General features: G+C 69.0%; 21 protein-coding genes. 8 read left to right on the top strand and 13 right to left on the bottom strand.

Annotated features, from left to right (window positions below):
* Nucleotides 1-236: 236 nt before the first annotated feature.
* Nucleotides 237-4700 carry a DEAD/DEAH box helicase gene (locus CFB52_RS21280; RefSeq protein WP_099317359.1) on the top strand — a complete coding sequence of 1488 codons (4464 nt, stop codon included), beginning with the start codon at nucleotides 237-239 and terminating at the stop codon, nucleotides 4698-4700.
* A 141-nt stretch (nucleotides 4701-4841) separates the two neighbouring features.
* Entirely contained in the window at nucleotides 4842-6116 is a 1275-nt protein-coding gene (locus CFB52_RS21275) for an APC family permease (protein ID WP_059639345.1), read from the top strand.
* 87 nt (nucleotides 6117-6203) lie between these two features.
* Here CFB52_RS21275 and CFB52_RS21270 read toward each other — a convergent pair whose 3' ends face one another.
* The 4 genes from CFB52_RS21270 to CFB52_RS21255 form a co-directional block, all read right to left on the bottom strand.
* Nucleotides 6204-6500: an XRE family transcriptional regulator gene (locus tag CFB52_RS21270; RefSeq protein ID WP_006479223.1), complete on the bottom strand. Its 297-nt coding sequence runs from the start codon at nucleotides 6498-6500 to the stop codon at nucleotides 6204-6206.
* A gap of 73 nt (nucleotides 6501-6573) precedes the next feature.
* Complete coding sequence (locus CFB52_RS21265) at nucleotides 6574-6933, bottom strand: type II toxin-antitoxin system RelE/ParE family toxin (RefSeq protein WP_099317895.1); 360 nt, start codon at nucleotides 6931-6933, stop codon at nucleotides 6574-6576.
* A gap of 127 nt (nucleotides 6934-7060) precedes the next feature.
* Nucleotides 7061-8047 (bottom strand): pca operon transcription factor PcaQ, encoded by a 987-nt coding sequence (pcaQ, locus tag CFB52_RS21260; protein WP_059582242.1) that lies wholly within the window; start codon nucleotides 8045-8047, stop codon nucleotides 7061-7063.
* Between the two features lie 76 nt (nucleotides 8048-8123).
* Nucleotides 8124-8861 carry a helix-turn-helix domain-containing protein gene (locus CFB52_RS21255; RefSeq protein WP_059582244.1) on the bottom strand — a complete coding sequence of 246 codons (738 nt, stop codon included), beginning with the start codon at nucleotides 8859-8861 and terminating at the stop codon, nucleotides 8124-8126.
* Between the two features lie 120 nt (nucleotides 8862-8981).
* Here CFB52_RS21255 and CFB52_RS21250 point away from each other — a divergent pair, with 120 nt between their 5' ends.
* The 3 genes from CFB52_RS21250 to pcaG all read left to right on the top strand — a co-directional run bounded on the left by CFB52_RS21250 (nucleotide 8982) and on the right by pcaG (nucleotide 11149).
* A complete protein-coding gene (locus CFB52_RS21250; protein ID WP_059582246.1) occupies nucleotides 8982-9566 on the top strand; it encodes a YiiX/YebB-like N1pC/P60 family cysteine hydrolase in 585 nt (194 codons plus the stop codon).
* 278 nt (nucleotides 9567-9844) lie between these two features.
* Nucleotides 9845-10552 carry a protocatechuate 3,4-dioxygenase subunit beta gene (pcaH, locus tag CFB52_RS21245; RefSeq protein WP_060311079.1) on the top strand — a complete coding sequence of 236 codons (708 nt, stop codon included), beginning with the start codon at nucleotides 9845-9847 and terminating at the stop codon, nucleotides 10550-10552.
* A gap of 3 nt (nucleotides 10553-10555) precedes the next feature.
* A complete protein-coding gene (pcaG, locus tag CFB52_RS21240; RefSeq protein ID WP_059582250.1) occupies nucleotides 10556-11149 on the top strand; it encodes a protocatechuate 3,4-dioxygenase subunit alpha in 594 nt (197 codons plus the stop codon).
* Between the two features lie 434 nt (nucleotides 11150-11583).
* Here pcaG and CFB52_RS21235 read toward each other — a convergent pair whose 3' ends face one another.
* Entirely contained in the window at nucleotides 11584-12363 is a 780-nt protein-coding gene (locus tag CFB52_RS21235; RefSeq protein WP_099317358.1) for a helix-turn-helix domain-containing protein, read from the bottom strand.
* 142 nt (nucleotides 12364-12505) lie between these two features.
* Here CFB52_RS21235 and CFB52_RS21230 point away from each other — a divergent pair, with 142 nt between their 5' ends.
* Complete coding sequence (locus CFB52_RS21230) at nucleotides 12506-13285, top strand: alpha/beta fold hydrolase (RefSeq protein WP_099317357.1); 780 nt, start codon at nucleotides 12506-12508, stop codon at nucleotides 13283-13285.
* 35 nt (nucleotides 13286-13320) lie between these two features.
* On the opposite strand, the gene CFB52_RS21225 is transcribed toward CFB52_RS21230, so the two are convergent.
* The 8 genes from CFB52_RS21225 to CFB52_RS21190 form a co-directional block, all read right to left on the bottom strand.
* On the bottom strand, nucleotides 13321-14148 hold the full coding sequence (locus CFB52_RS21225) for a M55 family metallopeptidase (protein ID WP_099317356.1): 828 nt from the start codon (nucleotides 14146-14148) through the stop codon (nucleotides 13321-13323).
* On the bottom strand, nucleotides 14145-15227 hold the full coding sequence (locus tag CFB52_RS21220) for a P1 family peptidase (RefSeq protein ID WP_099317355.1): 1083 nt from the start codon (nucleotides 15225-15227) through the stop codon (nucleotides 14145-14147). Before CFB52_RS21220 ends, CFB52_RS21225 begins: the two co-directional genes overlap by 4 nt.
* On the bottom strand, nucleotides 15227-16120 hold the full coding sequence (gene gsiD, locus CFB52_RS21215; RefSeq protein WP_099317354.1) for a glutathione ABC transporter permease GsiD: 894 nt from the start codon (nucleotides 16118-16120) through the stop codon (nucleotides 15227-15229). The genes CFB52_RS21220 and gsiD overlap by 1 nt, the downstream gene beginning before the upstream one ends.
* A 7-nt stretch (nucleotides 16121-16127) precedes the next feature.
* A complete protein-coding gene (gsiC, locus tag CFB52_RS21210; RefSeq protein WP_059582267.1) occupies nucleotides 16128-17048 on the bottom strand; it encodes a glutathione ABC transporter permease GsiC in 921 nt (306 codons plus the stop codon).
* A 67-nt stretch (nucleotides 17049-17115) separates the two neighbouring features.
* Nucleotides 17116-18678, bottom strand: coding sequence for a glutathione ABC transporter substrate-binding protein GsiB (gsiB, locus tag CFB52_RS21205; protein ID WP_060311085.1), 1563 nt, complete (start codon nucleotides 18676-18678; stop codon nucleotides 17116-17118).
* A gap of 102 nt (nucleotides 18679-18780) precedes the next feature.
* Entirely contained in the window at nucleotides 18781-20685 is a 1905-nt protein-coding gene (locus CFB52_RS21200; RefSeq protein ID WP_099317353.1) for a dipeptide ABC transporter ATP-binding protein, read from the bottom strand.
* A 26-nt stretch (nucleotides 20686-20711) separates the two neighbouring features.
* Entirely contained in the window at nucleotides 20712-21704 is a 993-nt protein-coding gene (locus CFB52_RS21195; RefSeq protein WP_099317352.1) for an isoaspartyl peptidase/L-asparaginase family protein, read from the bottom strand.
* Nucleotides 21701-22645 carry a MurR/RpiR family transcriptional regulator gene (locus CFB52_RS21190; RefSeq protein WP_059639331.1) on the bottom strand — a complete coding sequence of 315 codons (945 nt, stop codon included), beginning with the start codon at nucleotides 22643-22645 and terminating at the stop codon, nucleotides 21701-21703. Before CFB52_RS21190 ends, CFB52_RS21195 begins: the two co-directional genes overlap by 4 nt.
* A 472-nt stretch (nucleotides 22646-23117) precedes the next feature.
* Here CFB52_RS21190 and CFB52_RS21185 point away from each other — a divergent pair, with 472 nt between their 5' ends.
* Nucleotides 23118-24389 (top strand): MFS transporter, encoded by a 1272-nt coding sequence (locus CFB52_RS21185; protein ID WP_059582281.1) that lies wholly within the window; start codon nucleotides 23118-23120, stop codon nucleotides 24387-24389.
* Between the two features lie 26 nt (nucleotides 24390-24415).
* The gene (locus tag CFB52_RS21180; RefSeq protein WP_099317351.1) at nucleotides 24416-26836 is read left to right on the top strand and encodes a glycoside hydrolase family 31 protein; all 2421 of its coding nucleotides are present in this window, start codon (nucleotides 24416-24418) and stop codon (nucleotides 26834-26836) included.
* Nucleotides 26837-26852 lie beyond the last annotated feature (16 nt).

Raw genomic sequence — 26852 nt, 5'->3', positions numbered from 1 at the left:
GTTTCGGAAAATTCAGCCGTGGGGCTCGCCCCAAGTTGCAATTCGACACAATTCAGCGCGCGCTCGGCGTGCCGACGGGCACGCAACTTTCCGTCCATTGAAAGCGCGGTGCAGGCCCCCATCTGCATTGGAATCGTCGGCACGCGTGCCCGCCGCGCACGCGCGGCGTCTGGCACACTGACGATTCGATTCGCGTGCGATGTGTCCGCACGCTCGCACCCTATTTCAACGCTCCGATGGACGTCACAGCTCCCCACCCCGCCGCCCGTGCGCTCGACGTGTTCCACCCGGCCGTCGCCGCGTGGTTCACGCGCACGTTCGCCGCGCCGACCGGCGCGCAGGCGCTCGCGTGGCCGCACATCAAGGCCGGCCGCTCGACGCTCGTCGCCGCGCCGACCGGCTCGGGCAAGACGCTCACCGCGTTCCTGTGCGCGCTCGACGAGCTGGTGCGCGATGCGCTCGCGCACGACGGCATGCTGCCCGACGCGACGCTGGTCGTCTACGTATCGCCGCTGAAGGCGCTGTCGAACGACATCCACGTGAACCTCGACGCGCCGCTCGCCGGCATCGCCGAATCGCTCGCGCAGCTCGGCCTGCCGGTGCCGGCGATCCGCACCGCGGTACGCACGGGCGACACGACGCAGGCCGAGCGCGCCGCGCTGCGCAAGCGCGCGCCGCACATCCTCGTCACGACACCCGAATCGCTGTACGTGCTGCTGTCGTCCACGTCGGGGCGGCAGATGCTGTCGAACGTGCGCTCGGTCATCGTCGACGAAATCCATGCGCTTGCGTCGTCCAAGCGCGGCAGCCATCTCGCGCTGTCGCTCGAGCGCCTCGACGCGCTGGTCGGCCGCGCGCTGCCGCGCATCGGGCTGTCGGCCACGCAAAAGCCGATCCACGCGGTCGCGCGCTTTCTCGTCGGCGGGCCGGCCGACGCGCCGCGCGACTGCGCGATCGTCGACACCGGCCACACGCGCGAGCGCGATCTCGCGCTCGAACTGCCGAACGTGCCGCTCGAACCGGTGATGGCGACCGACGTATGGGAACAGGTGTACGACCGCATCGCCGGGCTCGCGGCCGCGCATCGCACGACGCTGGTGTTCGTCAACACGCGGCGCACGGCCGAGCGCATGGCGCGCCATCTCGCCGACCGGCTCGGCAAGGACGCGATCGCCGCGCATCACGGCAGTCTCGCGAAGGAGCACCGCTTCGACGCCGAGCAGCGCCTGAAGCGCGGCGAACTGAAGCTGCTCGTCGCGACCGCGTCGCTCGAACTCGGCATCGACATCGGTGACGTCGATCTCGTCTGCCAGGTCGGCTCGCCGCGCGGCATCGCGCCGTTCCTGCAGCGCGTCGGCCGCTCGGGGCACCATGTCGGCGGCGTGCCGAAGGGGCGGCTCTTTCCGCTGTCGCGCGACGAGCTGGTGGAATGCGCGGCGTTGCTCGACTGCGTGCGACGCGGCGAACTCGATGCGCTGCGGATTCCCGAAGCGCCGCTCGACGTGCTCGCGCAGCAGATCGTCGCCGAAGTCGCGTGCACGGAGTGGCAGGAGGACGCACTGTATGCGAGCTTTACGCGCGCCGCGCCGTATGCGCGGCTGACGCGCGAACGCTTCGACGAAGTGATGAAGATGCTCGCCGAGGGATTCACGAGCCGTCGCGGCGTGCGCGGCGCGTACCTGCACCGCGACGTGGTCGGCGGTACGGTGCGCGGCCGCCGCAACGCGATGATGACTGCGACCACCTCCGGCGGCACGATCCCCGACATGGCCGACTACGCGGTGCTGCTCGAACCGCAGGGCATCCAGGTCGGCACCGTCAACGAGGATTTCGCGGTCGAGAGCCTGGCCGGCGACGTGTTCCAGCTCGGCAATCAGTCGTACCGGATCATTCGCGTGGAAACGGGCCGCGTGCGGGTCGAGGATGCGCACGGTCAATCGCCTGGCATTCCGTTCTGGCTCGGCGAAGGACTCGGGCGCAGCGACGAGCTGTCGGCGGCGGTCGGCCGGCTGCGCGCGCGGCTCGACGCGCTGTTCGCCGAAGGCGACCGGCAGGCCGGCGCCGCCGGGCGAAAGCGCGCGGGCGGCAACACGGTGAGCAATGCGGAAACGAAAGCCGACGCACAAGCCTCGACCGCCACCGCGCTCGCCCCCAGCGACAGCCGCCTCGCGCCCGCATTGCGCTGGCTCGTCGACGATCTCCGGCTGTCGCCCGACGCCGCGCGCCAGATCGCCGACTACCTCGCCCGCACCCGCGCCGCGCTCGGCGCATTGCCGACGCAGGACACGCTCGTGATGGAGCGCTTCTTCGACGAATCGGGCGGCACGCAGCTCGTGATCCATTCGCCGTTCGGCAGCCGGATCAACCGTGCCTGGGGGCTCGCGTTGCGCAAGCGCTTCTGCCGCAGCTTCAACTTCGAACTGCAGGCCGCCGCGACGGACGACGCGATCATCCTGTCGCTGTCGCTCGCGCACAGCTTCGCGCTCGACGAAGTGTGGCGCTACCTGCGTTCGGCCAGCGCCGAACACGTGCTGATCCAGGCGCTGCTCGACGCGCCGATGTTCGGCGTGCGCTGGCGCTGGAACGCGACCACCGCGCTCGCGCTGCCGCGCTTCACCGGCGGCCGGCGCACCGCGCCGCAACTGCAGCGGATGAAGAGCGACGACCTGCTCGCGACGGTGTTCCCCGATCAGGTCGCGTGCCTCGAGAACATCGTCGGCGAACGCGAGATTCCGCATCACCCGCTCGTCGACCAGACGCTCGACGATTGCCTGCACGACGCGATGGACACCGACGGCTGGCTCGCGCTGCTGCGCCGGATCGAAAGCGGCGCGATCGAGCTCGTCGCGCGCGACTTGCCCGCGCCGTCCCCGCTCGCGGCCGAGATCCTGAACGCGAAGCCCTACGCGTTCCTCGACGATGCGCCGCTCGAGGAACGCCGCACGCAGGCCGTGCAGTCGCGCCGCTGGAGCGATCCCGAATCGACCGACGATCTCGGCGCGCTCGACGCCGACGCGATCGACGCGGTGCGCGACGAAGCGTGGCCGCTCGTGCGCGACGCCGACGAAATGCACGACGCACTGCTCACCCTCGCGTGCGTGGCCGACGGCGAGGCGCACGCGCACGCGGGCTGGCCCGAGCGACTCGCGGAACTCGCGGAACGCCGCCGCGCGACGAAACTCGCGCCCCCGGGCGGTGCCGCGCTGTGGGTGCCGGTCGAGCGGCTCGTCTGCCTGCGCGCACTGCATCCCGACGCCCGCACGACACCCGCGCTCAAGGTGCCGGCCGCGTGCGCGCAGCCGTGGGAAGCCGATGCGGCGCTCGTCGACGTGATGCGCGCGCGGCTCACCGGCTTCGGGCCGCTGACGCTCGATGCGATCGCCGCGCCGCTCGGCCTGCCGCCCGCGTCGATCGCGACGGCGCTCGCGGCGCTGGAGCGCGAAGGCTACGTGATGCGCGGCCGCTTCACGCCGGGCGCGACGACCGACGAATGGTGCGAACGCCACCTGCTCGCGCGCATTCATCGCTATACGGTGAAGCGGCTGCGCCGCGAGATCGAGCCGGTCGAACGCGCCGATTTCATGCGTTTCCTGTTCCACTGGCAACATCTGGCACCCGACACGCGCGGCGCCGGCCGCGACGCGCTGGCGGCCGTGGTCGAACAGCTCGAAGGCTACGAGGCGGCGGCGAGCGCGTGGGAAGAGGCGCTGCTGCCCGCGCGGCTCACCGACTACACGGCGGGCAGCCTCGACGAGCTGTGCCGCTCGGGCAAGCTGGTGTGGACGCGCATCGGCGCGCCGGCGCGCGCGGCCGGCACGCCCGTGAAGACGACGCCGATCGTGCTGCTGCCGCGCCGCCATCTCTCTGCATGGCAGGCGCTACGCGATCCCGATGCGCAACCGACGCTGTCCGCACGCGCCACGCAAGTGAGCGATGCGCTTGCCGCGCACGGCGCGATGTTCTTCGACGCGCTGCTCGACGAATTGCACATGCTGCCCGTCGAACTCGAACAGGCGCTCGGCGAACTCGTGTCGGCCGGCCTCGTGAATGCGGACAGCTACGCGGGCCTGCGCGCGCTGCTGAAGCCGGCCGTCAAGCGCAGCGCGACTTATGCGCCGCGCACGCGGCGCGGCGGCGCACTGATCGGCGGGATGGACGACGCGGGCCGCTGGGCGCTCGTGCAGCGTCATCCGCGGCCCGACGGCGACGCGCCCGCGGCGAAACGCGGCCTCGCCACGACCGATCCCGACGCGCTCGAACATATCGTATGGACGCTGCTGCGCCGCTACGGCGTCGTGTTCTGGCGATTGCTCGAACGCGAAGCCGACTGGCTGCCGAGCTGGCGCGAACTCGTGCGCGTGCTGCAGCGCCTCGAAGCACGCGGCGAGATTCGCGGCGGACGCTTCGTCGCCGGGCTCGCGGGCGAGCAATTCGCGCTGCCCGAGGCCATCCCGATCCTGCGCGAACTGCGGCGGCAACCGGGCGACGGACAGTACATCTGCGTGACGGGCGCCGATCCGCTGAATCTCGCCGGCACGCTGTTGCCCGGCGACAAGGTACCGGCGCTGGCCGGCAATCGCGTGCTGTTCCGCGACGGCGTGCCCGTCGCATCGCTGGTATCGGGTACGTTCCACTACGCGCCCGACCTGTCGCCCGCCGCGCGCGAGGAGGCACGCTTGCGGCTCGCGCGTTCCTGCTGACATCGGCTGACACGCACGCGGCACACGACTACTGATCGCCGCGCCGCGCGGGCACCCTCGTTCGGGTAGCATCGAACGATCGACCGCGCGAACTTCCGCGCGTCGCCCACACAAAACAAGACCTTCCGGAGACTGCCGCTCATGCGTTCGCATGCCGATTCGCCCGCTGCCCATCACGCGGGTTCGCTGACCATTTTCCAGGGCGCCGCGCTCTATATCGGCGCGGTGCTCGGCACCGGCGTGATCGCGCTCCCCGCGCTCGCCGCCGACGTGGCGGGGCCGGCCTCGCTGCTCGCGTGGGCCGCGCTCGTCGTGCTGTCCGGGCCGCTCGCGGCCACCTTCGCCGCACTCGGCGCCCGCTATCCCGATGCGGGCGGCGTGTCGACCTACGCGCGGCGCGCATTCGGCCCGAAGGCCGCGGCCGTCGTCGGCTGGTGCTTCTACTTCGCGGTGCCGGCCGGCGCGCCGGCCGCGGCAATGTTCGGCGGTGCCTACGTCGCCGCTGTCACGGGCGGCGGACACACGACGATCATCGTCACGGCCGCCGCACTGATCGCCGTCGTATCGGCCGCGAATGCATTCGGCGTTACCGTGTCGGGCCGCATGCAACTCGTGTTGTCGGCGCTGCTCGTCGCGCTGCTGCTCGCAGCGGTGCTCGCATCCGCGCCGCATGCGCGCACCGCGAACCTGCATCCGTTCGCCCCGCACGGCTGGCTCGCGGTCGGCCAGGCCGCCGCGCTGCTCGTATGGAGCTTCGCCGGCTGGGAAGCGATCACGCATCTCGCGGCCGAATTCCGCCGGCCCGCGCACGACATGCCGCGTTCGGCCGGCATCGCGGTCGTGGTCGTCGGGTTCCTGTATCTGTCGGTCGCCGCCGCGAGCGTGACGGTGCTCGGGCCTTCCGCGGGCGCATCGGGCGCGCCGCTCGCCGAACTGATCGCGGGCGGCATCGGCGGCCATGCGCAGGTGCTCGCGGCGGCCGCCGCGCTGCTGCTCACGCTGGGCACGATGAACGCGTATTTTGCCGGCGCGGCGAAGCTCGGCGCGGCGCTCGGACGCGACGGCGCGCTGCCTGCGTGGCTCGCGCAGGGCAGCCAGGTCGGCGGCGTGCCGCGCCGCAGCCTCGGCGTGATTGCCGTGCTCGCGGCCATCGCGCTGGCCGCCACGACGCTGTCGGACGTCGGGCCGAAGCCGCTCGTGCTCGTGACGTCCGGATGTTTCGTGATGGTGTACGGGCTCGGCGCGGCGGCCGCGCTGAAGCTGCTGCCGCGCGGCGGGATCGCGTATCGCTGCGCGTGGATTTCGCTGATTGCGGTGGCCGGGCTGTTCGTGACGACCGGCTGGTATTTCCTGTGCCCGCTGCTGCTCGCGGGCGGCGCGTTGCTGTATCTGCGGATCACCCGAGCGCGTCGATGACCCGTCATGCGCACGCGGGCCGGCGCTCGACAACTCGCCGCATGAACGATCGCGTCGATCCGGCCGCGCGCCGTTCGTTCGCGCCGCTCAGGCCGGCACGAGCTCGAAGCTGAGCCGTTTGCCGAGCGCGGCGGCCGCGCTCGCGAGCGTCGCCAGCGTGAGGCTCGTGTCGGTTTCGTCGAGCAGCCGGTTGAGCGCGGCGCGGCTGGTTTTCATCCGCGCGGCCATCGCCGTTTTCGTGATGTGCTGCGCCTTCATTTCCTGCCCGATCTGCCACGCGATCACGCGCTTGATCGCGGTGGCGGTGGCCGCTTCGAGGTTGCCGTCCGCTTCGAGGAAGGCGTCGAAATCGCTGCCGATATACGGATTGTTCGTGGTCGTCATGTCGTACTCCAGGTGCATGGCGTTGCCGGCTGCCCGACCGTCGGAGACGGTGCGTCCGGCACAACCGGGGAATTCAGATGGCGCGCGTCAGCGTTTTCAGGCGCGCGACGGTGACGTCGAGATCGTCCGACGGCGTAGCCCGCGACTGCTTGAAGAAGCCGTGCAGCAGCACCATCGTGTCGCCGACGACCGTGAACAGCACGCGTGCGCTTCGCCCCGGCACCGCAACGCGGATCTCCCACAGATCCTTCGCCATCTTCCGGACCAGCGGCATGCCGAGCGGCCAGCCGAGTTGAACGGTCTTGATCTCTTCGCCGATCGCCCTTCGCTCCGCTTGCCCGAGCGCGTTGAGCCATTCGCGCACCGGCTCGTTGCCGCGGGCCGTCCGGAAGAACCGCACGCCGAGCGTGACCTGAATCTGCTGTCTCGCCATCGTCTTGTCGTCCATCGTATCAAAAACGGTACGATATGCCAAGCACCCCGATGACGGCTACTGACCGGATGGCCGATCCCGCGGCAAGAACGGAGATCGGGTCCGGCGCGTCGCCAGGCCCGATGGATCAACGCTTGCCGCGAGCAGGCTTGCGCGCCGCGCGTGGCGCCCGAGGCGCTCGCGCATCGCCGAACCGCGACCGTGCGATGTCGCGCACCGCGTCGATCAGCGTCCGCGCGACGGGCGACGGCTGCGCATCGGTGCGCAGCACGAGCCCGACCGGCTCGTCGGTGCCCGCCGACGGTAGCGGCAGGCGCGCCAGCGCGCCGGCCGACAGATCGTATTCCGCCGCATAGAGCGGCACGAACCAGACCGCGTCGTTCTCGAGCGCCAGCGCGCGCGCGACCGATACCGACAGCACCTCGATGAAGGAATCGAGCGGCGGCGCGCCGCATGCGCCGAGCAGTTGCTCGGCGGACTGGCGGATCAACGTGCCGAACGGCGGCAGCACGACCGGATAGCGTGCGAGCTCGGTGGCCGGCGCCGCGCTCGCGAGCAGCGGATGCCCGGCGCGCACGACCGCGGCGAGCGGCTCGTTGTACAACTGCTCGAACGCGAGCCCGATCATCCGTTCGGGCTCCGACAGCCGCCCGATCGCGCATTCGATCGCGCCGGATTTCAGGCGCTCGAGCAAGTCGGCGTTCGCGGCCGTCGCGATCCGCACGACGATGCGCGGCCAGCGTGCGGTCAGCGCCTTCATCAAGGCCGGCGCGAGCGACGCCGCGACGGTTGGCAGCATGCCGATTTCCAGCGTCGCGGCGGCGGCCCCGCCCTCGCGCGCCAGCAGCCCGACGCCCTGCCGCAGCGCCAGCACGCACGCGTTCGCGTGCGGCATGAACAGTTGCGCTTCGCGGGTCGGCTGCGCGCCGTGCCGGCCGCGCTCGAACAGCTTCACGCCGAGAATCGTCTCCAGTTCGGCGATCGTCTTCGACACGGCCGGTTGCGTGATCGACAGGCTTTCGGCCGCCTTCTGCACGCCGCCGAGCTGCGCGACCGCGAGAAAACACTGCAGGTGACGGAATTTGACGCGGCCGTCGGCGATACGGTTGTTCATAACGGATGGTTATGCAAATGACGATGAATCGCCATTTTGCATAACTTTCCGGAAAGGCCCAAGCTTTCCGGCGACGTCAGGCATGACGCCGCAGCGCGTGGAATCCGGTCGGCTCCCAGATCCGTTTCGCGATCAGCAGCGCCGTGCCGTGCTTCTGCCCGAGCGGCGCGGACGACGACTCCGCATGCAGCGCCGCCGCCTTGCTGGCAAGCCGCCGCAGTTCCTGTTCGAGCTCCGCGGCGGCCGCGTCCGTCAGCATCCCTTGCAGGAACGTCATCGTCTCGCCCGGGCCGTCGAAGCGGCTGCCGAGAAAGTCGTCGAGCACGTGCGCATGGAAGTAGCGGCGAATCGGCCCGCCCGGCAGCCAGTCGAAATCGCGCGCGACGCGCACGCGAATCCGGTCGCCGGGCAGCAGCGCGATCACGTTCATCCGGTCGAGCATCAGCAGGTATTTCACGCACTCGGCCTGCGTGAGACGGTAGGCCGACACGATGTCCTGCACGGTCCAGTAGTTGATCGCGCAGACGGCGACGAGCAGCAGCTTCTCGTCCGACACGAGCAACGCCTCCTGCTGCTCGGTCAGCACGCGCAGGCGCGGCGCGGACGCCGACGCCTCCTGCACGAGCTCGGCGAGCGTATAGCCGAGCAACTGCGCGATCTCCACGACGCGCTCCAGCGTGAAGCGGCCGCTCGCGAACAGCCGCTTCACGCTCGTCTCGGAGACGTCGAGCGCACGCGCGACGTCCCGGTAAGTCATGCCCTGCGCCTTCAACTGGCGCTTCAGCGTTTCGATGAGTTGGGCGGTCTCGGTCATGGCGGTATCGAAAAATGATGCTCGAGGTCGAATATTAGGCCACTCGCACATCCACATCAGCACTTTGGGTTACTTGTCTGCATAATCCGCTCCGTCCTGTCACGCAACGACGGAGCCGAAATGACCACCCGAATCGACACAGCCGCCTGCGAACCGCACCACACCGCACTGCGCGATGCGCGCGGCACCGATCGCGCGATGCCGCTCGCCACCGTGCGCACGCTGGCCGCCGGCGCGCATGTCGGCGATCTGGTGTTCATCCGCGTGCCGGCCGGTGCGCCGGATGCCGCCGCCGGTGCGAACGGCTCGGTCGAAACATCGGGCACTTGGGCCAATCGCTTCGGCATCGTCGTCGATACGTCGGGCGACGAACCGGTGATCGCCGAGCCGGCGGCGTTCGCGTGGACGAAGCTCACACCGCTGTCGCGCTTCGTCGCCCGTACCGACGGCGGACGCATCGCACTGGCGCGCCGTGTCGCGGCGGCGTCGGCCGACGCGCAGCGTCACGCGCATGCGCTGGCCGAACAGCGGATCGATGCGCTGCTCGGCAGTCGCTTCAAGCCGCGGGCGCGGCGTGGCTTCTGCACGCGGTACGTGACCGAGGTGCTCGGCGCCGGCCACGCGGCGACACCCGCGGCCCTGCTGCGCAGCGGCACGCTGGCGCTCGAATTCGACGGGATCGTGCTCGATCCCGGCCGTCCATGACGACGGGCACGCTCGGGGAGACCGGATAACAACGAGAACGAACGACAAAAAACAGTGACGGGCTGGCTGGAGGGCCGTGCACGGGGTCGTCGCCGACGACGCGAAGCCCGATCGCTTTTTTCCGCCGGACAGGCTTTCTGTCCGGCGGAATTTTCATTGCGGGCAAAAACATAACGAACTGTTATGCGATTCGCGAAAAAAGGTCATTTTGCATAACTTTCCGGATTGGCTAAAGTCGTGCCATCCACTTCGCGAAAAAACCTGACAGGAGACGCCCGATGGATTCCCCCACGATCCTCACGCCGCGCGACTGGCCGTCGCATCCGGCCTATGTTCACCCCGAGTACCGTTCATCCGTGAAGCGCGGCCCGACCCGCCCGCTGATTCCGCTGAAGGAGAAGCTGCGCGACCAGTACGCGCCCGTCTACGGCGCGGAAGATCTCGGCGCGCTCGACCACGACCTGACGAAGAACGCCGTGAAGAACGGCGAGCCGCTCGGCGAGCGGATGGTCGTCACCGGCCGCGTGCTCGACGAAGGCGGCAAGCCCGTGCGCAACACGCTCGTCGAGGTGTGGCAAGCCAACGCGGCCGGTCGCTACGTGCACAAGGTCGACCAGCACGACGCGCCGCTCGATCCGAACTTCCTCGGCGCCGGCCGCTGCCTGACCGACGACGAAGGCCGCTACCGCTTCCTGACGATCAAGCCCGGCGCGTATCCGTGGGGCAACCATCCGAACGCGTGGCGCCCGAATCACATCCACTTCTCGCTGTTCGGCGATTACTTCGGCTCGCGTCTCGTCACGCAGATGTACTTCCCCGGCGATCCGCTGCTCGCGTACGACCCGATCTTCCAGGGCACGCCCGAAGAAGCGCGCGAGCGCCTGATCTCGCGCTTCTCGATGGACATCACAGAAGAAGGCTATGCGCTCGGCTACGAATTCGACATCGTGCTGCGCGGCCGCGACGCCACCCCGATGGAGCGCTGAACCATGACGACGCTGAAGCAAACCCCTTCGCAGACGGTCGGCCCGTACTTCGCGTACGGCCTGTGCCCGCAGCAATACGGCTACGACCTGAAAAGCCTGTTCACGCCGACGATCGCCGCCGCGCACGCCGAAGGCGAGCATGTGCTGCTGGTCGGGCAGGTATTCGACGGCGACGGCAACGTCGTGGGCGACGCGGTGCTCGAATTCACGCAGGTGGACGCCGCCGGCCGCTACCCCGCGTCGCGCGACGACGTCGCGAAATCCGGCTTCACGGGCTTCGCGCGGGTCGGCACGGGCACCGATCCGCAGCAGCGCTTCGTCGTCGAGACGGTCAAGCCGGGCCGCGTCGCCGCAGACGAGGCGCCGCACATCAACGTGACGGTGATGATGCGCGGCATCCTCACGCATGCGTTCACCCGCGTGTACTTCGACGACGAAGCCGCCGCGAACGCGGTCGACCCCGTGCTGAACGCGGTGCCGGCGGAGCGCCGCGCGACGCTCGTCGCGAAACGCGACGCGCAGCCGGGCCGCCCGGTCGTCTACCGCTTCGACATCCACATGCAGGGGCCGGAAGAGACCGTATTCTTCGACGTTTGACGCATGCGGCAGGCTTCGCCTGCCACCGCACCGCCGTGTGGCGCGATACCGACCGGCATCGCGCCACACGGCGTTTTGGGCCGCCTTCGATGATGCGCCGCGTCGTGATGCACGGTGGCTGCGGACGTCTGGCGTCATTGGCTTCCCGTGCCGAGATCGAACGCGCGATCGAAACGCATGCTGCGACAGCACATCAATCATGTGGGCGACACGATATCGTTTGCGCGTTATGCGGCGTATGCTTCGTTATCTGCAACGAGCCGACAGAATTGAATCGTACGAAGAAACAATGACAGGGATGATGCGCGACGCCGTCGGCAGGCGGCCCGCGCATTTTTTCAGACAGAGTGCCTTTGAACGCGTCTGGCCGAAGTTGGCGGACGCGTATTTTTTTGGCGCGGCGGCCCACGCAAGCGCGTGGCCTGTGCCGAATCCTAGCGACGAATCTCCAGATAACGGCTCGGCGTGTCGCCCAGAATGCGGCGAAACGCCGACGTGAACGCGCTCGCGCTCGCATAGCCGAGATCGAGCGCGACGCGCGTCACCGGCTGCCCGTCGGTCAGGCGGGCAATCGCCGCGAGCATGCACACCTGCTGGCGCCACGCGGCGAAACTCACACCCGTCTGCGCACGGAACTGCCGCGTGAACGTGCGCCGGCTCACGCCCGCGTCGGCCGCGACGCGGTCGAGATCAGCCGCGATCGACGGCGCCGCGAACAGGTGCCGGCACACCTTCGCCAGCCGCGCGTCGGCCGGCAGCGGCGCATGCAGCGACAGGCACGGCATCGTCGCGATTTCCGCAACCAGCAGATCCATCAGCTTGCCCGCGCGACCGTCGACGTCGTACATGGCCGGCAAATCGATCGCATCGTCGATCAGTTGCCGCAGCAGCGGCGACACGCCATACACGCCGCACTGGGTGGGCAGCCCGGCCGCCTGCGCGGCGTCGACGGTCACGAATGCGTTCAGCATCGTGACCGGCCCGGTCATCGTCATTTCGTGCCGCACGCCGGCCGGCACCCAGCACGCGCGCTGCGGCGGCACCAGCCATCGGCCGTGCGGCGTCGACACGCTGATCGTGCCGCGCGACGCGAACGCGAATTGCCCGCGCACGTGCGCGTGCTCCGGAAACGTCATGCCCGCCGCAAAGTCGTTGGCGGTCACGACCACGCTCCGGGGAATGTGTTCGTAAGGATCTAGCAGCGTATTTCTCACGGCCCGAATTCCATCATCAATGACCCGATATCGAAGGCGGGTCGCCTTCGAACGATCTACGATCCGCTCCACCGTTGCGCGACCTCTCGGCCGCAACACCCGCCGGCCGGATCGGCCGGCGGGCAACCTCATCGGAGCGGACATGCCGAATACGTTTCATCGCGTGGGGGACGGCCCCCACCCTGTTCTCGTGCTGCACGGCTGGTTCGGCGACGCCCGCGCGTTCGAACCTCTCGAGGCGTGGCTGTCGCGCGAGCACTTCAGCTATGTCTTCATGGACTACCGAGGCTACGGCCGCATGCGCGACGCCCGCGGCAACTACACGATCGACGAGATCGCCGCCGACACGCTCGCGCTCGCCGACGCGCTCAGCTTCCCGACCTTCAGTCTGGTCGGCCATTCGATGGGCGGCATGGCGATCGAGAAGATCGCCGCCCTCGCGCCCGACCGCGTGCGCGCGCTGGTGCCGATCGCGCCCGTCCCGTGCGGCGGTCTGCCGTTCGACGCCGCGCGACGCGCGCTATTCGAGCGCGCTGCCGACCACCTCGCCGATCGCCGCACCATCATCGACCGCAGCACCGGCAACCGGCTGCCCGCCGCCTGGATCGAGTGGAAAGCCGCGTATTCGGCCGCCTGTTCGTCGGCGCGGGCATTCGGCGCGTACTTCCGCGCGTGGGCCGATACGGATTTCAGCGGAGACATCACGGGCATCCATCCGGTCAAGGTACTGATCGGCGAGCACGATCCGGCGTTCGACGCGGCGCTGATGGCCCGCACCTATCTGCGACGCTATCCGCTCGCCAGCGTCGACGTGCTGCGCAACGCGGGCCACTATCCGATGAACGAAACCCCGCTCGCACTGGTCGCGGCGATGGAAGCATTCCTGCTCGCCGCAACGGCCCGCCCCGTCGCGATCGGCTGACCGGCCGCGCGCCGGCGGCATCGTCGCGGCACGCATCAGCGCAGCATGAACGACATCGCCGACAGGCTGTTCAGCGTGCGCACCGTGTGCTCGACCGATGGCCCGTCGAAGCGCAGCGTCACCGCATCGACGCGTTCGAGCGACGGCAGCACGCAGAACAGGTCGGCGAGCGCGGCCGTCTGCACGCGCAGCGTGCACGCGGCCGGCGCGGGCCGATGCGTGCCGGCGCGCACGCCGGCCGACAGCGCCCGCGCGACCGTTTCGCGCGCCGCGGCCGCGATGCGCGCGCACGACGCGGACGGCGTGAGCGTCTCGCCGCTCGATGCGCCGCCGGCCGTCTTGACCGTCTCGAAACGCGCGTCCGGAAACAGCGGCTGCGTTTCGTCGGCGAATACGTCGTCGCCGGTCGCGAGCGCGACGTGCGCGCCGTATTCGCGCGCCAGCGCGCCGTACAGCCCGGCTTCGCCGAGCTCGACGCCGTTCAGCCACACCTGCGTGAATGCAAAGCTGTTGATCGTGTGCGCGAGCACGCCGCGCGTCTGCGATTTCGCGTGATAGCCGATCATGAATACGAGATCGGGCTGTTGTTCGAGGCCCGTCATCATGCCGAGCGTACGCGGCTTGCCGAGCACGACACGCGCCCGCGCATCGAGCCCGTCGGGCAGCAGGTTGCGAAAGCCGCCGTGCGAGTCATTGACCCAGACGGCCTGCGCGCCGCCGGCGAACGCACCTTCGATCGCCGCGTTCGCCTCGGCGGTCATCCAGCGGCGCGCGCGTTCGTATTCCGGATTGCCGGCACGCGTCTGCTCGGCGGCGAATACGCCGGCGACACCCTCGATGTCGGTCGAGATCAGGATCTTCATGACTGGGTCGGATGCCCTTCGTTATCTTCGTTGAACAAGCGGTCGAGATCGGGCACCGCGTCGCGCAGCGATTGCCGCACGTGGCCGTCGCGTCCGGTGACCGTCACCGCCTGCAGCAACGCGTCGGCGATCGCGTGCTCGACGCTTTCGGCCGCGGCCATGAACAGCGGATCGAGCGCCGCATCGGCGACGAGGGCCGGCAGCGCGATCGTCGACGCGTCATGCGCAATCGTGTACGCGGTCGAGAAGGCAAGCGCGATGTCGCCGCTGCCATGCCCGTAGACGGAGCCCGTACGGGCCAGTCCGGCCCCCGCGCGGCGCGCGAGCCGCGACAGTTGCCGCGCGTCGAGCGGCGCATCGGTGGCCAGCAGCAGGATGATCGAGCCCTGCTCGGGCGGCGCAGCGTGCGCGGCTCCGGCCGCGCGCCGTTGCGCGACGATGCGCCCGAGCGGCACGCCGCCGAGCGTCAGCATCGACAGCCGGCCGAAATTCGCGAGCACGAGCGCGCCCACCGTATACGGCCGGCCGGCCGCGACGGCCACGCGCGACGCGGAACCGATCCCGCCTTTCAGGTCGAAGCACGACATCCCGCGCCCGGCGCCCACCGCGCCGCGTGCGACGTCCCGCGATGCCGCTCGGCACGCGTCGTCGTAATGCGCGGCGGTGACCGCGAAGGCCTGGATATCGTTCAGGTAACCGTCGTTGCACTCGAACACGAGCGGATTGACGGTCGGCCAGTCGCGGCCGATCCGCGGATTCGCCGCGATCGCCGCGCGAATCTGCGCATGGGCAACCGCGCCGACGCCGAACGTATTGGTCAGCGCGATCGGCGTATCGAGCGTGCCGAGTTCGTCGACCTGCACGAGCCCCACGCTCTTGCCGAAGCCGTTGATCACGGCCGCCCCGGCCGGCGCCTTGGCGCGGTACACGTCGCCCGGATGCGGCTTTACGACGGTCACGCCCGTCTGCACGCTGCCGGCATCGAGCGTGCAATGGCCGACGGTCACGCCCGGCACGTCGGCGATCGTGCCGCGCGGCCCGGCCGGCAGCGTCGCCGCCCACATCGATGCAGCCCGCATCAACGGCGCTCCAGCTTCGGGTCGAGCGCGTCGCGCAGCCCGTCGCCGAGCAGGTTGAACGCGAGCACGGTGAGGAAAATCGCGAGGCTCGGGAACACCGCGATGTGCGGCGCCGTCACCATGTCCGCGCGCGCCTCGTTGAGCATCGCGCCCCACTCCGGCGTCGGCGGCTGCGCGCCGAGCCCGAGGAACGACAGGCTCGCGGCCGTGATGATCGACGTGCCGATGCGCATCGTGAAGTAGACGACGACGGAGGACACGGTGCCCGGCAGGATGTGCCGCATGATGATCGTCCAGTCCGACGCGCCGATGCTGCGCGCGGCCTCGACGTAGGTCATGTGCTTGAGCATCAGCGTGTTGCCGCGCACGAGCCGCGCGAACGCCGGGATGCTGAAGATCGCGACCGCGCAGATCACGTTGACCATCCCGTTGCCGAGGATCGCGACCACGCCGATCGCGAGCAGGATGCCCGGGAACGCGAACAGCACGTCGGCCACGCGCATCGTGATGCGGTCCCACCAGCCTTCGTAATAGCCGGCAAGCAGCCCGAAGAACGTGCCGATCACCGCGCCGAGCGCCACCGAGAAGAAGCCGGCCGCGAGCGAGATGCGCGTGCCCGCGACGATCCGGCTGAAGATGTCGCGGCCGAGCGAGTCGACGCCGAACCAGTGCACGGCCGACGGCCCCGCGTTCAGCGCGTCGTAGTCGAAATAGTTTTCCGGATCGAACGGCACGATGTGCGGGCCGACGAACGCGAGCACGACGAGCGCCAGCACGAAGCCGCCCGCGACGAGCGCGATGGTCTGCTTGCGGAACTTGCGCCAGAATTCGCGCCACGGCGTGCGGATCGCGGTCGGTGCGGCCGGCGCCGCGGGCTGGACAGTCGCGTTCATGCGCGCCTCACTTGAACCGGATGGTCGGGTTGATGACCGCGTACAGCACGTCGACGGTCAGGTTGATCAGGATGAATTCCAGCGAGAACAGCAGGACGATCGCCTGGATCACCGGGTAGTCGCGCATCGTCACCGCGTCGACGAGCAGGCGCCCGAGCCCCGGCCAGTTGAACACGGCCTCGACGACGATCGAGCCGCCGAGCAGGAAGCCGAACTGCAGCCCCATCATCGTGACGACCGGGATCATCGCGTTGCGCAGGCAGTGCTTGAGCACGACCATCGGCTCGTGCACGCCCTTCGCGCGCGCGGTGCGCACGAAGTCCTCGTTCAGCACCTCGACGAACGACGCGCGCGTGAAGCGCGCCATCACCGCCGCGACCGCGGCGCCGAGCGTCAGCGACGGCAGCACGTAGCTCTTCCACGTGCCGTCCGGCACGACCGGCAGCCAGCCGAGCTTCACCGAGAAGATCTCCATCAGCAGCATGCCGAGCGCGAACGCGGGAAACGAGATGCCCGACACCGCGAGCGTCATCCCGAGTCGGTCGGGCCAGCGATTGCGCCAGACCGCCGACGCAATGCCGATCGCCATGCCGAACAGCGTGGACCACACCATGCTGACGAGCGTGAGCAGCAGCGTCGGCATGAAGCGCTCGCCGATCTCGGTCGACACCGGCCGCTTGCTGCGCGTCGACACACCGAAATCGCCGTGCGCGATCTTCGCGAAGAAGCGCGCGAATTGCGCGGGCAGCGGCCGGTCGAGCCCGAGATCGGCGCGCACGAGCGCGACGGTCGCCTCGTCGGCTTCGGGGCCGGCCGCGAGCCGCGCCGGGTCGCCCGGCAGCAGATGCACGAACAGGAACACCAGCACCGCGACGATCGCGAGCGTGGGCAGCAGGCCGAACAGGCGTTTGACGAGAAAATTCAGCATGGGACACCGATCGAATCAGCGCACCGGCGGCTTACGCCGCCGGCACTGCGTGGCGGGCAAGCCGCCGTCATTTCACCGAGATCTCGTCGAAGTTGAACGAACCGTCCGGCATCACGTACGCGCCCTGCAGCCGCTTGCTGCGCGCATACACGATCTTCTCCTGCACGAGGAAGATCCACGGCGCATCGGCCCAGATCTGCTTCTGCGCATCGGCATACAGCTCGGCCTTCTTCGTGCGGTCGACCGTCTCGAGCGCCTTCGTCAGATCGCCGTCGACCGCGTCGTTCTTGTAGTACGCGGTGTTGACGAGCTTCGGCGGCGCCGACGCGCCGGCCAGCAGCGGCGTGATCGCCCAGTTCGCCTCGCCCGTCGACGACGACCAGCCGATGTAGTACATCCGCACCGGCGCCTTCGCCGGATCCGGCGCGCTCTCGACCTTCGCGACGCGTTCGCCGGCTTCCAGCGCCTGCACCTGCACCTTCACGCCGACCTGCGCGAGCTGCTGCTGCACGAACTGGATCGCCTTCTGCGACGTCGAGTTGTTATACGCGGACCACAGCGTCGTCTCGAAGCCGTTCGGATAGCCGGCTTCCTTCAGCAGCGCCCGCGCCTTCGCCGGGTCGTACGGCCAGGGCCCGAGCTTCGTCGCGTAATCGACGCCCTGCGGCACCACGCCGGTCGACGGCGTCGCGAAACCGGAGAATGCGACCTTCGCGAGCGCTTCCTTGTTCACCGCGTAGTTCAGCGCCTGGCGCACCTTCGGGTTGTCGAACGGCTTTTGCAGCATGTTCAGCGACACGTAGCGCTGCACGATCGACGGCCGCTCGACGACGTCGACCTTCGGGTTGCTCTTCAGGTCGGCCGCCTGCTCGAACGGAATGCGGAACGCGAAATCGGCTTCGCCCGTCTTCATCAGCGCCGCGCGCGTGTTGTTGTCGACCACCGGCTTCCAGTCGATCGCGTCGATCTTCGGATAGCCCTTCTTCCAGTAGCCGGCGAACTTCTTCACCTTCAGATCGTCGGTCTGCTTCCACTCGACGAACTCGAACGGGCCGGTGCCGACCGGATGCAGCGCGATGTCGCGGCCCCACTTCTTCAGCGCGGCCGGCGAAATCATCACGGCCGACGGGTGCGCGAGCGTGTTGATGAACGCCGAGAACGGCTCGCGCAGCGTGACCTTCACCGTGGTCGGATCGACGGCCTCGGTCTTCTCGATCACGCGGAACATGTTGTAGCGCTTCAGGTGGTTCGCGGGATCGGTCACGCGGTCGAAGTTCGCCTTCACGGCCGCCGCGTTGAAATCGGTGCCGTCGTGGAACTTCACGCCCGAGCGCAGCTTGATCGTGTACGTCTTCGCGTCGGGGCTGGCTTCGTAGCCGGTCGCGAGCACGTTGACGAGCTTCATGTCCTTGTCGAAGCCGAACAGCCCTTGGTAGAACGACTTGACGACGGCCTGCGACACCGTGTCGTTCGCATCGTACGGGTCCATCGTCGTGAAGGTCGAATCCACCGCCATCACCGCGGTCTGCTGCGCGAACGCGGGCAGCGCGGCCGACAGCGCGAACGCGCCGGCGAGCGCGACGAAGCATGCGCGCGGACGAAACATCGGAAACGGATGCTGCTTGTTCATGTTGCTGGGCTCCTATCGGTGAATCGGTGACGCCTCACGGGCGTTTCGGTTTCGACTGCCTGCCGGTTCGTGCGCCGTCATCGCAACGCACGACTCCACTACTCAATACGCGCCGCCGACGCGATGCGTCGCGACGTAATGATCGGGGCCGACCGCGACGAGCGGCGCGACGACGGGCTCGTCGCCGACCGCGCGGATCGGGCTCGGAATCTCGTCGGCCGCGAGCTGGCGCGGCGCATGCCGGCGCGCGGGGTCGGCCACCGGCACCGCGCTCATCAGCTTCTTCGTGTACGGATGCTGCGGCGCCTCGAACACCGCGCGGCGCGGGCCGATCTCGACGATCTGGCCGAGATACATCACCGCGACGCGATGGCTGATGCGCTCGACCACCGCCATGTCGTGCGAGATGAACAGGTACGCGACGCCGAGTTCGCGCTGCAGGTCGAGCATCAGGTTGACGATCTGCGCCTGCACCGACACGTCGAGCGCCGACACCGACTCGTCGGCGATCACGACCTTCGGGTTCAGCGCGAGCGCGCGCGCGATCGCGATCCGCTGACGCTGGCCGCCCGAGAATTCGTGCGGATAGCGGCGCGCGGCTTCCGGCGGCAGGCCGACCTTGTCGAGCAGCCAGTCGACGCGCGCCTGCGCTTCACGGCCGCTCGCGACGCCGTGCACGAGCAGCGGCTCCATGATCGAGAAGCCGACGGTCAGGCGCGGGTTCAGCGACGCGAACGGGTCCTGGAAGATGAACTGGATGTTCCGCCGCAGCGCCTGCAGGTCATGCCCCTTCATTGCGCTGATGTCGCGTCCGTCGAATTCGATCGAGCCGCTCTGCGATTCGACGAGGCGCAACAGCGAGCGGCCGGTGGTCGACTTGCCGCAGCCCGATTCGCCGACGAGCGCGAGCGTCTCGCCCGCGCGCAGCTCGAAGCTCACGCGCTCCACCGCATGCACGTACTGCGACACGCGGCCGAACACGCCGCTCTTCACCGGAAAGCGCGTGACGAGATCGCGCACGCGCAGGATCGGCGGCGCGGCGTGATCGACGAGCGGCTGCGCGTCGTTCGCGGCGGACGCCGTGGTCGGCGCCGCGGCCGTCGCGCTCGTGCCGTCCACCTTCAGCAGCGGGAATTTCTCCGGCGCGTCGGTGCCCTGCATCGAGCCGAGCCGCGGCACGGCCGCGAGCAGCGCCCGCGTGTAGCGATGCGCGGGCGTCGCGAAGATGCGGTCCGACTCGCCCTCCTCGACCTTCTCGCCGCGATACATCACGAGCACGCGGTCGGCCACTTCGGCCACCACGCCCATGTCGTGCGTGATGAAGATCACGCCCATGTTCATTTCGTCCTGCAGCCCGCGGATCAGTTGCAGGATCTGCGCCTGGATCGTCACGTCGAGCGCGGTCGTCGGCTCGTCGGCGATCAGCAGCGCGGGGCGGCACGACAGCGCCATCGCGATCATCACGCGCTGCCGCATCCCGCCCGACAGTTGGTGCGGATAGCGCGCGAACACGCGGCGCGCTTCCGGGATGCGCACGAGATCGAGCAGCCGCAGCGCTTCCGCGCGGGCTTCGGCCGCGCTCTTCGACTGGTGCAGCGCGATCGCCTCGCTGATCTGGTCGCCGACCGTAAACACCGGGTTCAGCGACGTCATCGGCTCCTGGAAGATCATCGCGATGTCCGCGCCGCGGATGCCGCGCATCGTCGCGGCGCTCGCCTGCGCGAGATCGACCAGCGCGCCGCCACGGCGCCGGAACGCGATCCGTCCGCTCGTGATCTCGCCGCCGCCGTGCTCGACGAGCCGCATCAGCGCGAGCGACGTGACCGACTTGCCGGAGCCCGATTCGCCGACGATCGCGAGCGTCTCGCCGCGATCGACGTGAAACGACACGTTGCGCACCGCGTCGAACGTCGCGCTTTCGCGGCGGAACGTGACCGACAGGTCGTCGACGGCCACCACGCGCTGCTCGGGCAGCGCCAGGGCCGACGGGTTACGGCTCGAAGTCATCGCGTATCTCCTCGTGCGATCCGGTTTCAGGCCGCGTCGTCGCGGTAGATGCCGACGACCGGCGCGTCCCCGACGCGCGCGTAGCCGCGGTACATCCCTTCGGTGTTGAACGGCATCGCGACGTTGCCGTGCGCGTCGACCGCGATGATCCCGCCGCGGCCCGCCAGGCGCGGCAGCTTGTTCATCACGACGTCGTGCGCGGCGTCGGCGAGCGACGCGCCGCGATACGCGATCTGCGCGGCCACGTCATGCGCGGTCGCGAGCCGGATGAACGTCTCGCCGGTGCCCGTCGACGAGACCGCGCAGGTCGCGTCGTCCGCATAGCAGCCGGCGCCGATGATCGGCGAATCGCCGACGCGCCCCGGCTGCTTGTTCGTGATGCCGCCCGTCGACGTCGCCGCCGCGATATGGCCATGCACGTCGCACGCGACCGCGCCGACCGTGCCGTGCTTGCGGTCCGGATCGAGCGGCTCGGCGGGTTGCGGCTGCGACTGGCCGAACACGAACGTCGCCGCATCGTGATCGAGCATCGCGCCGGCCGCCGCGCGCGCCTTGACCCACTGCGCATGCCGCGCTTCGGTGTCGAAGTAGCCGGGTTCCACGAGCTCGAGCCCCTGCGCGGCCGCGAACGCGTCGGCGCCCGCGCCGGCGAACAGCACGTGCTCGCTCGCCTCCATCACGCGCCGCGCGGCGAGTACCGGATTGCGCACGCGGGTCGCGCAGCAGATCGCGCCGGCGCCGAGCGTCGCGCCGTCCATGACGGCCGCGTCGAGTTCGTGCTTGCCTTCGGCCGTATACACGGCGCCGCGCCCGGCGTTGAACAGCGGGCAATCCTCGAGCATCCGCACCGCGACGGTGACGGCGTCGAGCGCGCTGCCGCCGTCGGCCAGCACCTGTTGCGCGGCCTGCAGGATCGCGGTGAGTTCGGCGCGGTACCGACGTTCGGTGTCGGTATCCATCGCTTCGCGCAGGATCGTGCCTGCGCCGCCGTGAATCGCGACGATCGCGGGTGAAGTCATGATTTTTTCGGACGGGGGGAAGAAGGGTTGGCGGCCGGCAGCGCCGCTTGCGGCTGCACGAGCCACGGCAGCAGGAATTCGGTCATCTCGGCGGCGGATTTCGCGGACCGGTGCGTGCGCAGCGCGACCGCGTCGATCAGCGCCTCGATCATCGTCAGCACCGCGGCCTCCGACGTGGCCGCGAAGCGCCGCTCGGCCTTGACGTACAGGTTCAGCGACGCGATCGGCGCGAGCGGCGATTGCGGGCCGTCGGAGATGCCGAGCACGCGCGCGCCGCGCGCGGCCGCACGACGGGCCAGCTCGATCGTGTCCTTCACGTAGCGCGGAAACGCGAGCGCGATCACGAGATCGCGCGAATCGGCGGTGTACAGACGTCGCGCCGCATGCGACGGGCCGCCGAGCAGCGCGAGCGACTGCACGCTGTCATGGCAGACGGACAGTCCGTGCTCCATCAATCCGGTCAGAAACGCGCTCGACCCGGCGCCGAGAATCAGCACGCGCCGCGCGCCGACGATCGCCTCGACCGCCGCCTCGACGTCGGCCGCATCCAGTTGCGCGCGCGTGTTCTCGATGTTGGCGACAGCCTGGTCGAACACCGCATCGATCCAGACCGCGCCGCGTACGCCGGGCTCCTGCTCCTGCGCCGAACGCAGCCGCTCGACCGGCCCGAGCGTGGCCTCGAAGCCGCGCACGAGCGCCGCGCGCATCGCCGGATAGCCGTCGAAACCGAGCGCCTTCGCGAAGCGGTTCGCGGTCGCGATCGACGCATTCACGGCCTGCGCGAGCTCGTCGATCCGCATCGTCGCCGCGCGAAACGGGTTCGCCAGCACGAATTCGCCCATGCGCCGGTGAATCGGCGTCATCAACGGCATCGCCGACGCGATCCGCTCGGCGATCGCAGGTTCGTCGTGACTGACATCGGGCGGAACGAGAGGCGTCATGCGAAGGGTTGTTGCAAGGTTCGATGAAAATGAATTTACACAATCTGATGGCCGGAAAAAAATAAATTTTCATCAGGGTTGTCACCCCCGCGCACCTTCGTCAGCCATCCGCGAAGTCGCCCGCCCGCGCCGCACGGGCCTTCGACGGACGACGCCCTTCCGTCGCGACCCCTGTGTCGGGCGCACCGTCATCGGGAAAACCCCAAGCAAGTTCGTTCGAATGCAGATTCACGTTGACCGGATTCGCATTCGAACATAGGATGTTCGAAAATGATCAGTCGTCAGATAACATTGCAGTGTGATGACGATCAAATGTTCGCTCGAACACCGTGAATTCGATATAAACCGGTACAAACCGGCGCGCAGCAAGATCGGACATCGTACGAACGAAAACGAAACAAGCCATCCCGACGGATGGCCCTCATGGACCGGGCAGGCGCCGCGCGCCCGCCCTGCCTGACAGGAGACAGCAGTGAAGACAGTCAAGGCGTTGCGCTGGTGGATCATCGTGCTCGTGTGTCTCGGCACGATTCTCAACTACCTCGCACGGAATTCCCTCGCGGTGCTCGCGCCCGAGCTCAAGCAGGTGTTCGCGATCTCGACGCAGCAATACTCGTACATCGTCGGCGCGTTCCAGATCGGCTACACGATCATGCAGCCGGTATGCGGATTCATCGTCGACCTGATCGGGCTGCGGCTCGGCTTCGCGCTGTTCGCGATGCTGTGGTCGGTGGTCGGCGTCGCGCATGGCTTCGCATCGGGCTGGCTGTCTCTCGGCATCCTGCGCGGCTTTCTGGGCCTGTTCGAGGCGGCCGCGATTCCGTCGGGGATGAAGGCCGTCGCCGAATGGTTTCCCGACCGCGAGAAATCCGTCGCGGTCGGCTACTTCAACGCGGGCACGTCGCTCGGCGCCGCGATCGCGCCGCCGCTCGTCGTGTTCATCTCGATGCGGTTCGGCTGGCAGGCCGCGTTCATGGTCACCGGCGCGCTCGGCTTCATCTGGGCCGCGCTCTGGTACACGCAGTACCGGTCGCCGGCCGACCATCCGCGCATCACGGCGCGGGAACGCACGCTGATCCGCGACGGCCAGGCCACGATGCCGCCCGTGTCCAGGCGCCGCGTCCGCGACGTCGTCACCGCCCGGCGCTTCTGGGCGATCGCGCTGCCGCGCTTCTTCGCGGAGCCCGCATGGCAGACTTTCAGCTTCTGGATTCCGCTGTATCTCGCGACCGAGCGCCACATGCCGCTCACGCAGATCGCGGTGTTCGCGTGGATGCCGTTTCTCGCGGCCGACCTCGGCGGCATCGCCGGCGGCTACCTGTCGCCCTACCTCGCTAACCGCTTCAAGCTGCCCCTCGTGTGGTCGCGCGTCGCCGGCGTCGCGCTGGGCGCGGTGCTGATGCTCGGGCCGGCGATGATCGGGCTCGTGTCGTCGCCGTACACCGCGATTGCGCTGTTCTGCGTCGGCGGCTTCGCGCACCAGATGATCTCCGCGCTCGTCAACACGCTGTCGGCCGACGTGTTCGATTCCGAGGAGGTCGGCACCGCCAGCGGCTTCGCCGGGATGGCCGCGTGGATCGGCGGCCTCGGCTTCTCGCTGCTGGTCGGCGCGCTCGCGGACAAGATCGGCTATGCGCCGCTGTTCGCGTGCCTCGGCCTGTTCGACATCATCGGCGTCACGCTGCTCGCGGTGCTGATCCGCGGCCAGTCGAAGCAGGAACGCCTGCTCGCGCAGCACGCCTGAGCTCCGTTTTCACCAGGAATCGCCTTATGACTTCGCTCCTTCATCCGCCCGTGTTCCGCGTCGCCAGCCACCACGCGAACCGCGTGCTGCTCGCGTCCGATACGGGCGCCAGCATCGAAATCTTCGTGCTCGAGGACGACATCGTGCGCTTGCGCGTGCTGCCCGACGCGACGGCGCGCACCCCGCGCACGTGGACCATCGCGCCCGGCCTCGACGACGTGCCGCTCGACGGGCGCGACCGCCTCGACCTGAGCGGCTTCGCGCTGCCCCACTACGACTTCGCCGAAGACGACGACGACGTGCGGATCGAAACCGCGCAGATCCGGCTCGCGGTGCGCCGGCAAGGCGGCCACTGCACGTGGTCGATGCGCGGCGCGGACGGCGCATGGCGCATCGTGCTCGCCGACCGCGCGACGCAGGCGTACAACTTCGGCTGGTGGGACGATCGTGCGTATCACTACGTCGCCCGCGAGCGGAGCGACAAGGTATTCGGTCTCGGCGAACGCGCGGGCGAACTCGACCGCACGGGCGCGCGCTTCGAGATGCGCAACATCGACGCGATGGGCTACAGCGCGAAGCACACCGACCCGCTTTACAAGCACATCCCGTTCTACATCACGTGGTCGCCCGATGCGCGCCAGGGGTTCGGGCTGTTCTACGACACGCTGTCGGACTGCACGTTCGACATGGGCCGCGAACTCGACAACTACCACGGGCTCTATCGCTACTTCGTCGCCGAGCACGGCGATCTCGACTACTACTTCATCGCGTCGCCCGATACGCCGCTCGCGGCCGCGCGGCGCTTCACGTGGCTGACCGGGCGTCCGGCGCGCACGCCGAAATGGGGGCTCGGCTATTCGGGCTCGACGATGAGCTACACCGATGCGCCGGACGCGCAGCAGCAGATGAACCAGTTCGTCGAGCAGTGCGACGCGCACGACATCCTGTGCGATTCGTTCCACCTGTCGTCGGGCTATACGTCGATCGGCGCGAAGCGCTACGTGTTCAACTGGAACCGCGACAAGTTTCCCGACGCGAAGGGTTTCGTGCAGCACTATCGCGACCACGGCATCCGCCTGTGCGCGAACATCAAGCCGTGCCTGCTGCGCGACCATCCGGCCTTCGACGACGCCGCGAAGCGCGGTCTGCTGATCCGCTCGGCCTCCGGCGAGCCCGCGTGGGTGCAGTTCTGGGACGAGGTCGGCGCGTACGTCGACTTCACGCAGCCGGACGCCTACCGCTGGTGGCGCGAGCAAGTCACGTCGGCGCTGCTGGAATACGGGATCGAGTCGACCTGGAACGACAACAACGAATACGAGATCTGGTCGCCCGACGCGATCGCGCACGGCTTCGGCCAGCCGTTTCCGGCGCGCGAGGCGAAGGTCCTGCAGACGATGCTGATGATGCGCGCGTCGCGCGACGCGCAGCGCGCGCATGCGCCGGCGCGGCGGCCGTTCCTCGTGTCGCGCTCCGGCGGCGCAGGCATGCAGCGCTACGTGCAGACGTGGTCCGGCGACAACTACACGTCGTGGGAAACGCTGCGCTACAACCTGAAGATGGGCCTCGGACTCGCGCTGTCGGGCGTATCGAACATCGGTCACGACATCGGCGGCTTCTCCGGCCCCGCGCCGTCGCCGGAGTTGCTGCTGCGCTGGGTGCAGTTCGGCATCTTCATGCCGCGCTTCAGCATTCATTCGTGGAACGACGACGGCACCGTCAACGAACCGTGGATGTACCCGGAGATCACCGCGCGGATCGCGTCGCTGATCAAGCAGCGCTACCGGCTGCTGCCCTACCTCTATCACCTGCTGTGGCTGTCGACGACGCGCTACGAGCCCGTACTGCGGCCGACCTTCGCCGACTTCCCGGGCGACGTGCGCTGCTACGACGCGTGCGACGACATGATGCTCGGCGACGCACTGCTGGTCGCGCCGGTCGTCGATCCCGGCCAGTCCGAGCGCACGGTGTATCTGCCGTCGGGCGCACGCTGGACGTGCTGCGCGAGCGCGCAATCGTTCGACGGCGGCGCGAGCGTGACGCTGCCCGCGCCGCTCGACACGCCGGTGATGCTGCTGCGCGAAGGCCGCGTGCTGCCGCTGAACGTCGCCGAACAGCACTTCGGTGCGCGCGCCGACACGCGCGGCTTCCTCGTCGCGCCACGGATCGAGGACGGCGTCGCGTACGGCGAATGCGTCGAGGACGACGGCGAAACGGAAGCGTGGCGCGACGGCGAATACGGACTGTGGCGCATCGAGACCGGCCGCGAGGCGTCCGGCGCGCTCGGCGTGTCGGTCCGCTGGGACGGCCGCCCGGCGCGCCCGGCCGACCGTGTCGAGATCCTGTTGCCCGCGTCGCTGCAAGGCCCGGTGGCCGTGCGCGGTGCGCGCGTCGAGCAGGATACGCGGGACGGCGCATGGCGCCGCCTCGTCGTCGCGTTCGACCACTGAACCGCTGAACCGCTGA

This window comes from Burkholderia sp. AU18528, from assembly GCF_002223215.2.
Lineage (GTDB): Bacteria > Pseudomonadota > Gammaproteobacteria > Burkholderiales > Burkholderiaceae > Burkholderia > Burkholderia semiarida.
The sequence above is the reverse complement of the archived record's forward strand: the minus strand, read 5'-3'. Positions and strand labels throughout refer to the sequence as shown.

Coding starts and splice junctions, on each gene's coding strand:
- CFB52_RS21280 (WP_099317359.1), top strand. CDS start 237: ATGGACGTCACAGCTCCCCACCCCGCCGCCCGTGCGCTCGACGTGTTC.
- gsiD (WP_099317354.1), bottom strand. CDS start 16,120: ATGAACGCGACTGTCCAGCCCGCGGCGCCGGCCGCACCGACCGCGATC.
- CFB52_RS21250 (WP_059582246.1), top strand. CDS start 8,982: ATGACCACCCGAATCGACACAGCCGCCTGCGAACCGCACCACACCGCA.
- pcaQ (WP_059582242.1), bottom strand. CDS start 8,047: ATGAACAACCGTATCGCCGACGGCCGCGTCAAATTCCGTCACCTGCAG.
- CFB52_RS21190 (WP_059639331.1), bottom strand. CDS start 22,645: ATGACGCCTCTCGTTCCGCCCGATGTCAGTCACGACGAACCTGCGATC.
- CFB52_RS21265 (WP_099317895.1), bottom strand. CDS start 6,933: ATGGCGAGACAGCAGATTCAGGTCACGCTCGGCGTGCGGTTCTTCCGG.
- pcaH (WP_060311079.1), top strand. CDS start 9,845: ATGGATTCCCCCACGATCCTCACGCCGCGCGACTGGCCGTCGCATCCG.
- pcaG (WP_059582250.1), top strand. CDS start 10,556: ATGACGACGCTGAAGCAAACCCCTTCGCAGACGGTCGGCCCGTACTTC.
- CFB52_RS21220 (WP_099317355.1), bottom strand. CDS start 15,227: ATGCGGGCTGCATCGATGTGGGCGGCGACGCTGCCGGCCGGGCCGCGC.
- CFB52_RS21230 (WP_099317357.1), top strand. CDS start 12,506: ATGCCGAATACGTTTCATCGCGTGGGGGACGGCCCCCACCCTGTTCTC.
- CFB52_RS21275 (WP_059639345.1), top strand. CDS start 4,842: ATGCGTTCGCATGCCGATTCGCCCGCTGCCCATCACGCGGGTTCGCTG.
- gsiC (WP_059582267.1), bottom strand. CDS start 17,048: ATGCTGAATTTTCTCGTCAAACGCCTGTTCGGCCTGCTGCCCACGCTC.
- CFB52_RS21255 (WP_059582244.1), bottom strand. CDS start 8,861: ATGACCGAGACCGCCCAACTCATCGAAACGCTGAAGCGCCAGTTGAAG.
- CFB52_RS21195 (WP_099317352.1), bottom strand. CDS start 21,704: ATGACTTCACCCGCGATCGTCGCGATTCACGGCGGCGCAGGCACGATC.
- CFB52_RS21180 (WP_099317351.1), top strand. CDS start 24,416: ATGACTTCGCTCCTTCATCCGCCCGTGTTCCGCGTCGCCAGCCACCAC.
- CFB52_RS21200 (WP_099317353.1), bottom strand. CDS start 20,685: ATGACTTCGAGCCGTAACCCGTCGGCCCTGGCGCTGCCCGAGCAGCGC.
- CFB52_RS21225 (WP_099317356.1), bottom strand. CDS start 14,148: ATGAAGATCCTGATCTCGACCGACATCGAGGGTGTCGCCGGCGTATTC.
- CFB52_RS21270 (WP_006479223.1), bottom strand. CDS start 6,500: ATGACGACCACGAACAATCCGTATATCGGCAGCGATTTCGACGCCTTC.
- gsiB (WP_060311085.1), bottom strand. CDS start 18,678: ATGAACAAGCAGCATCCGTTTCCGATGTTTCGTCCGCGCGCATGCTTC.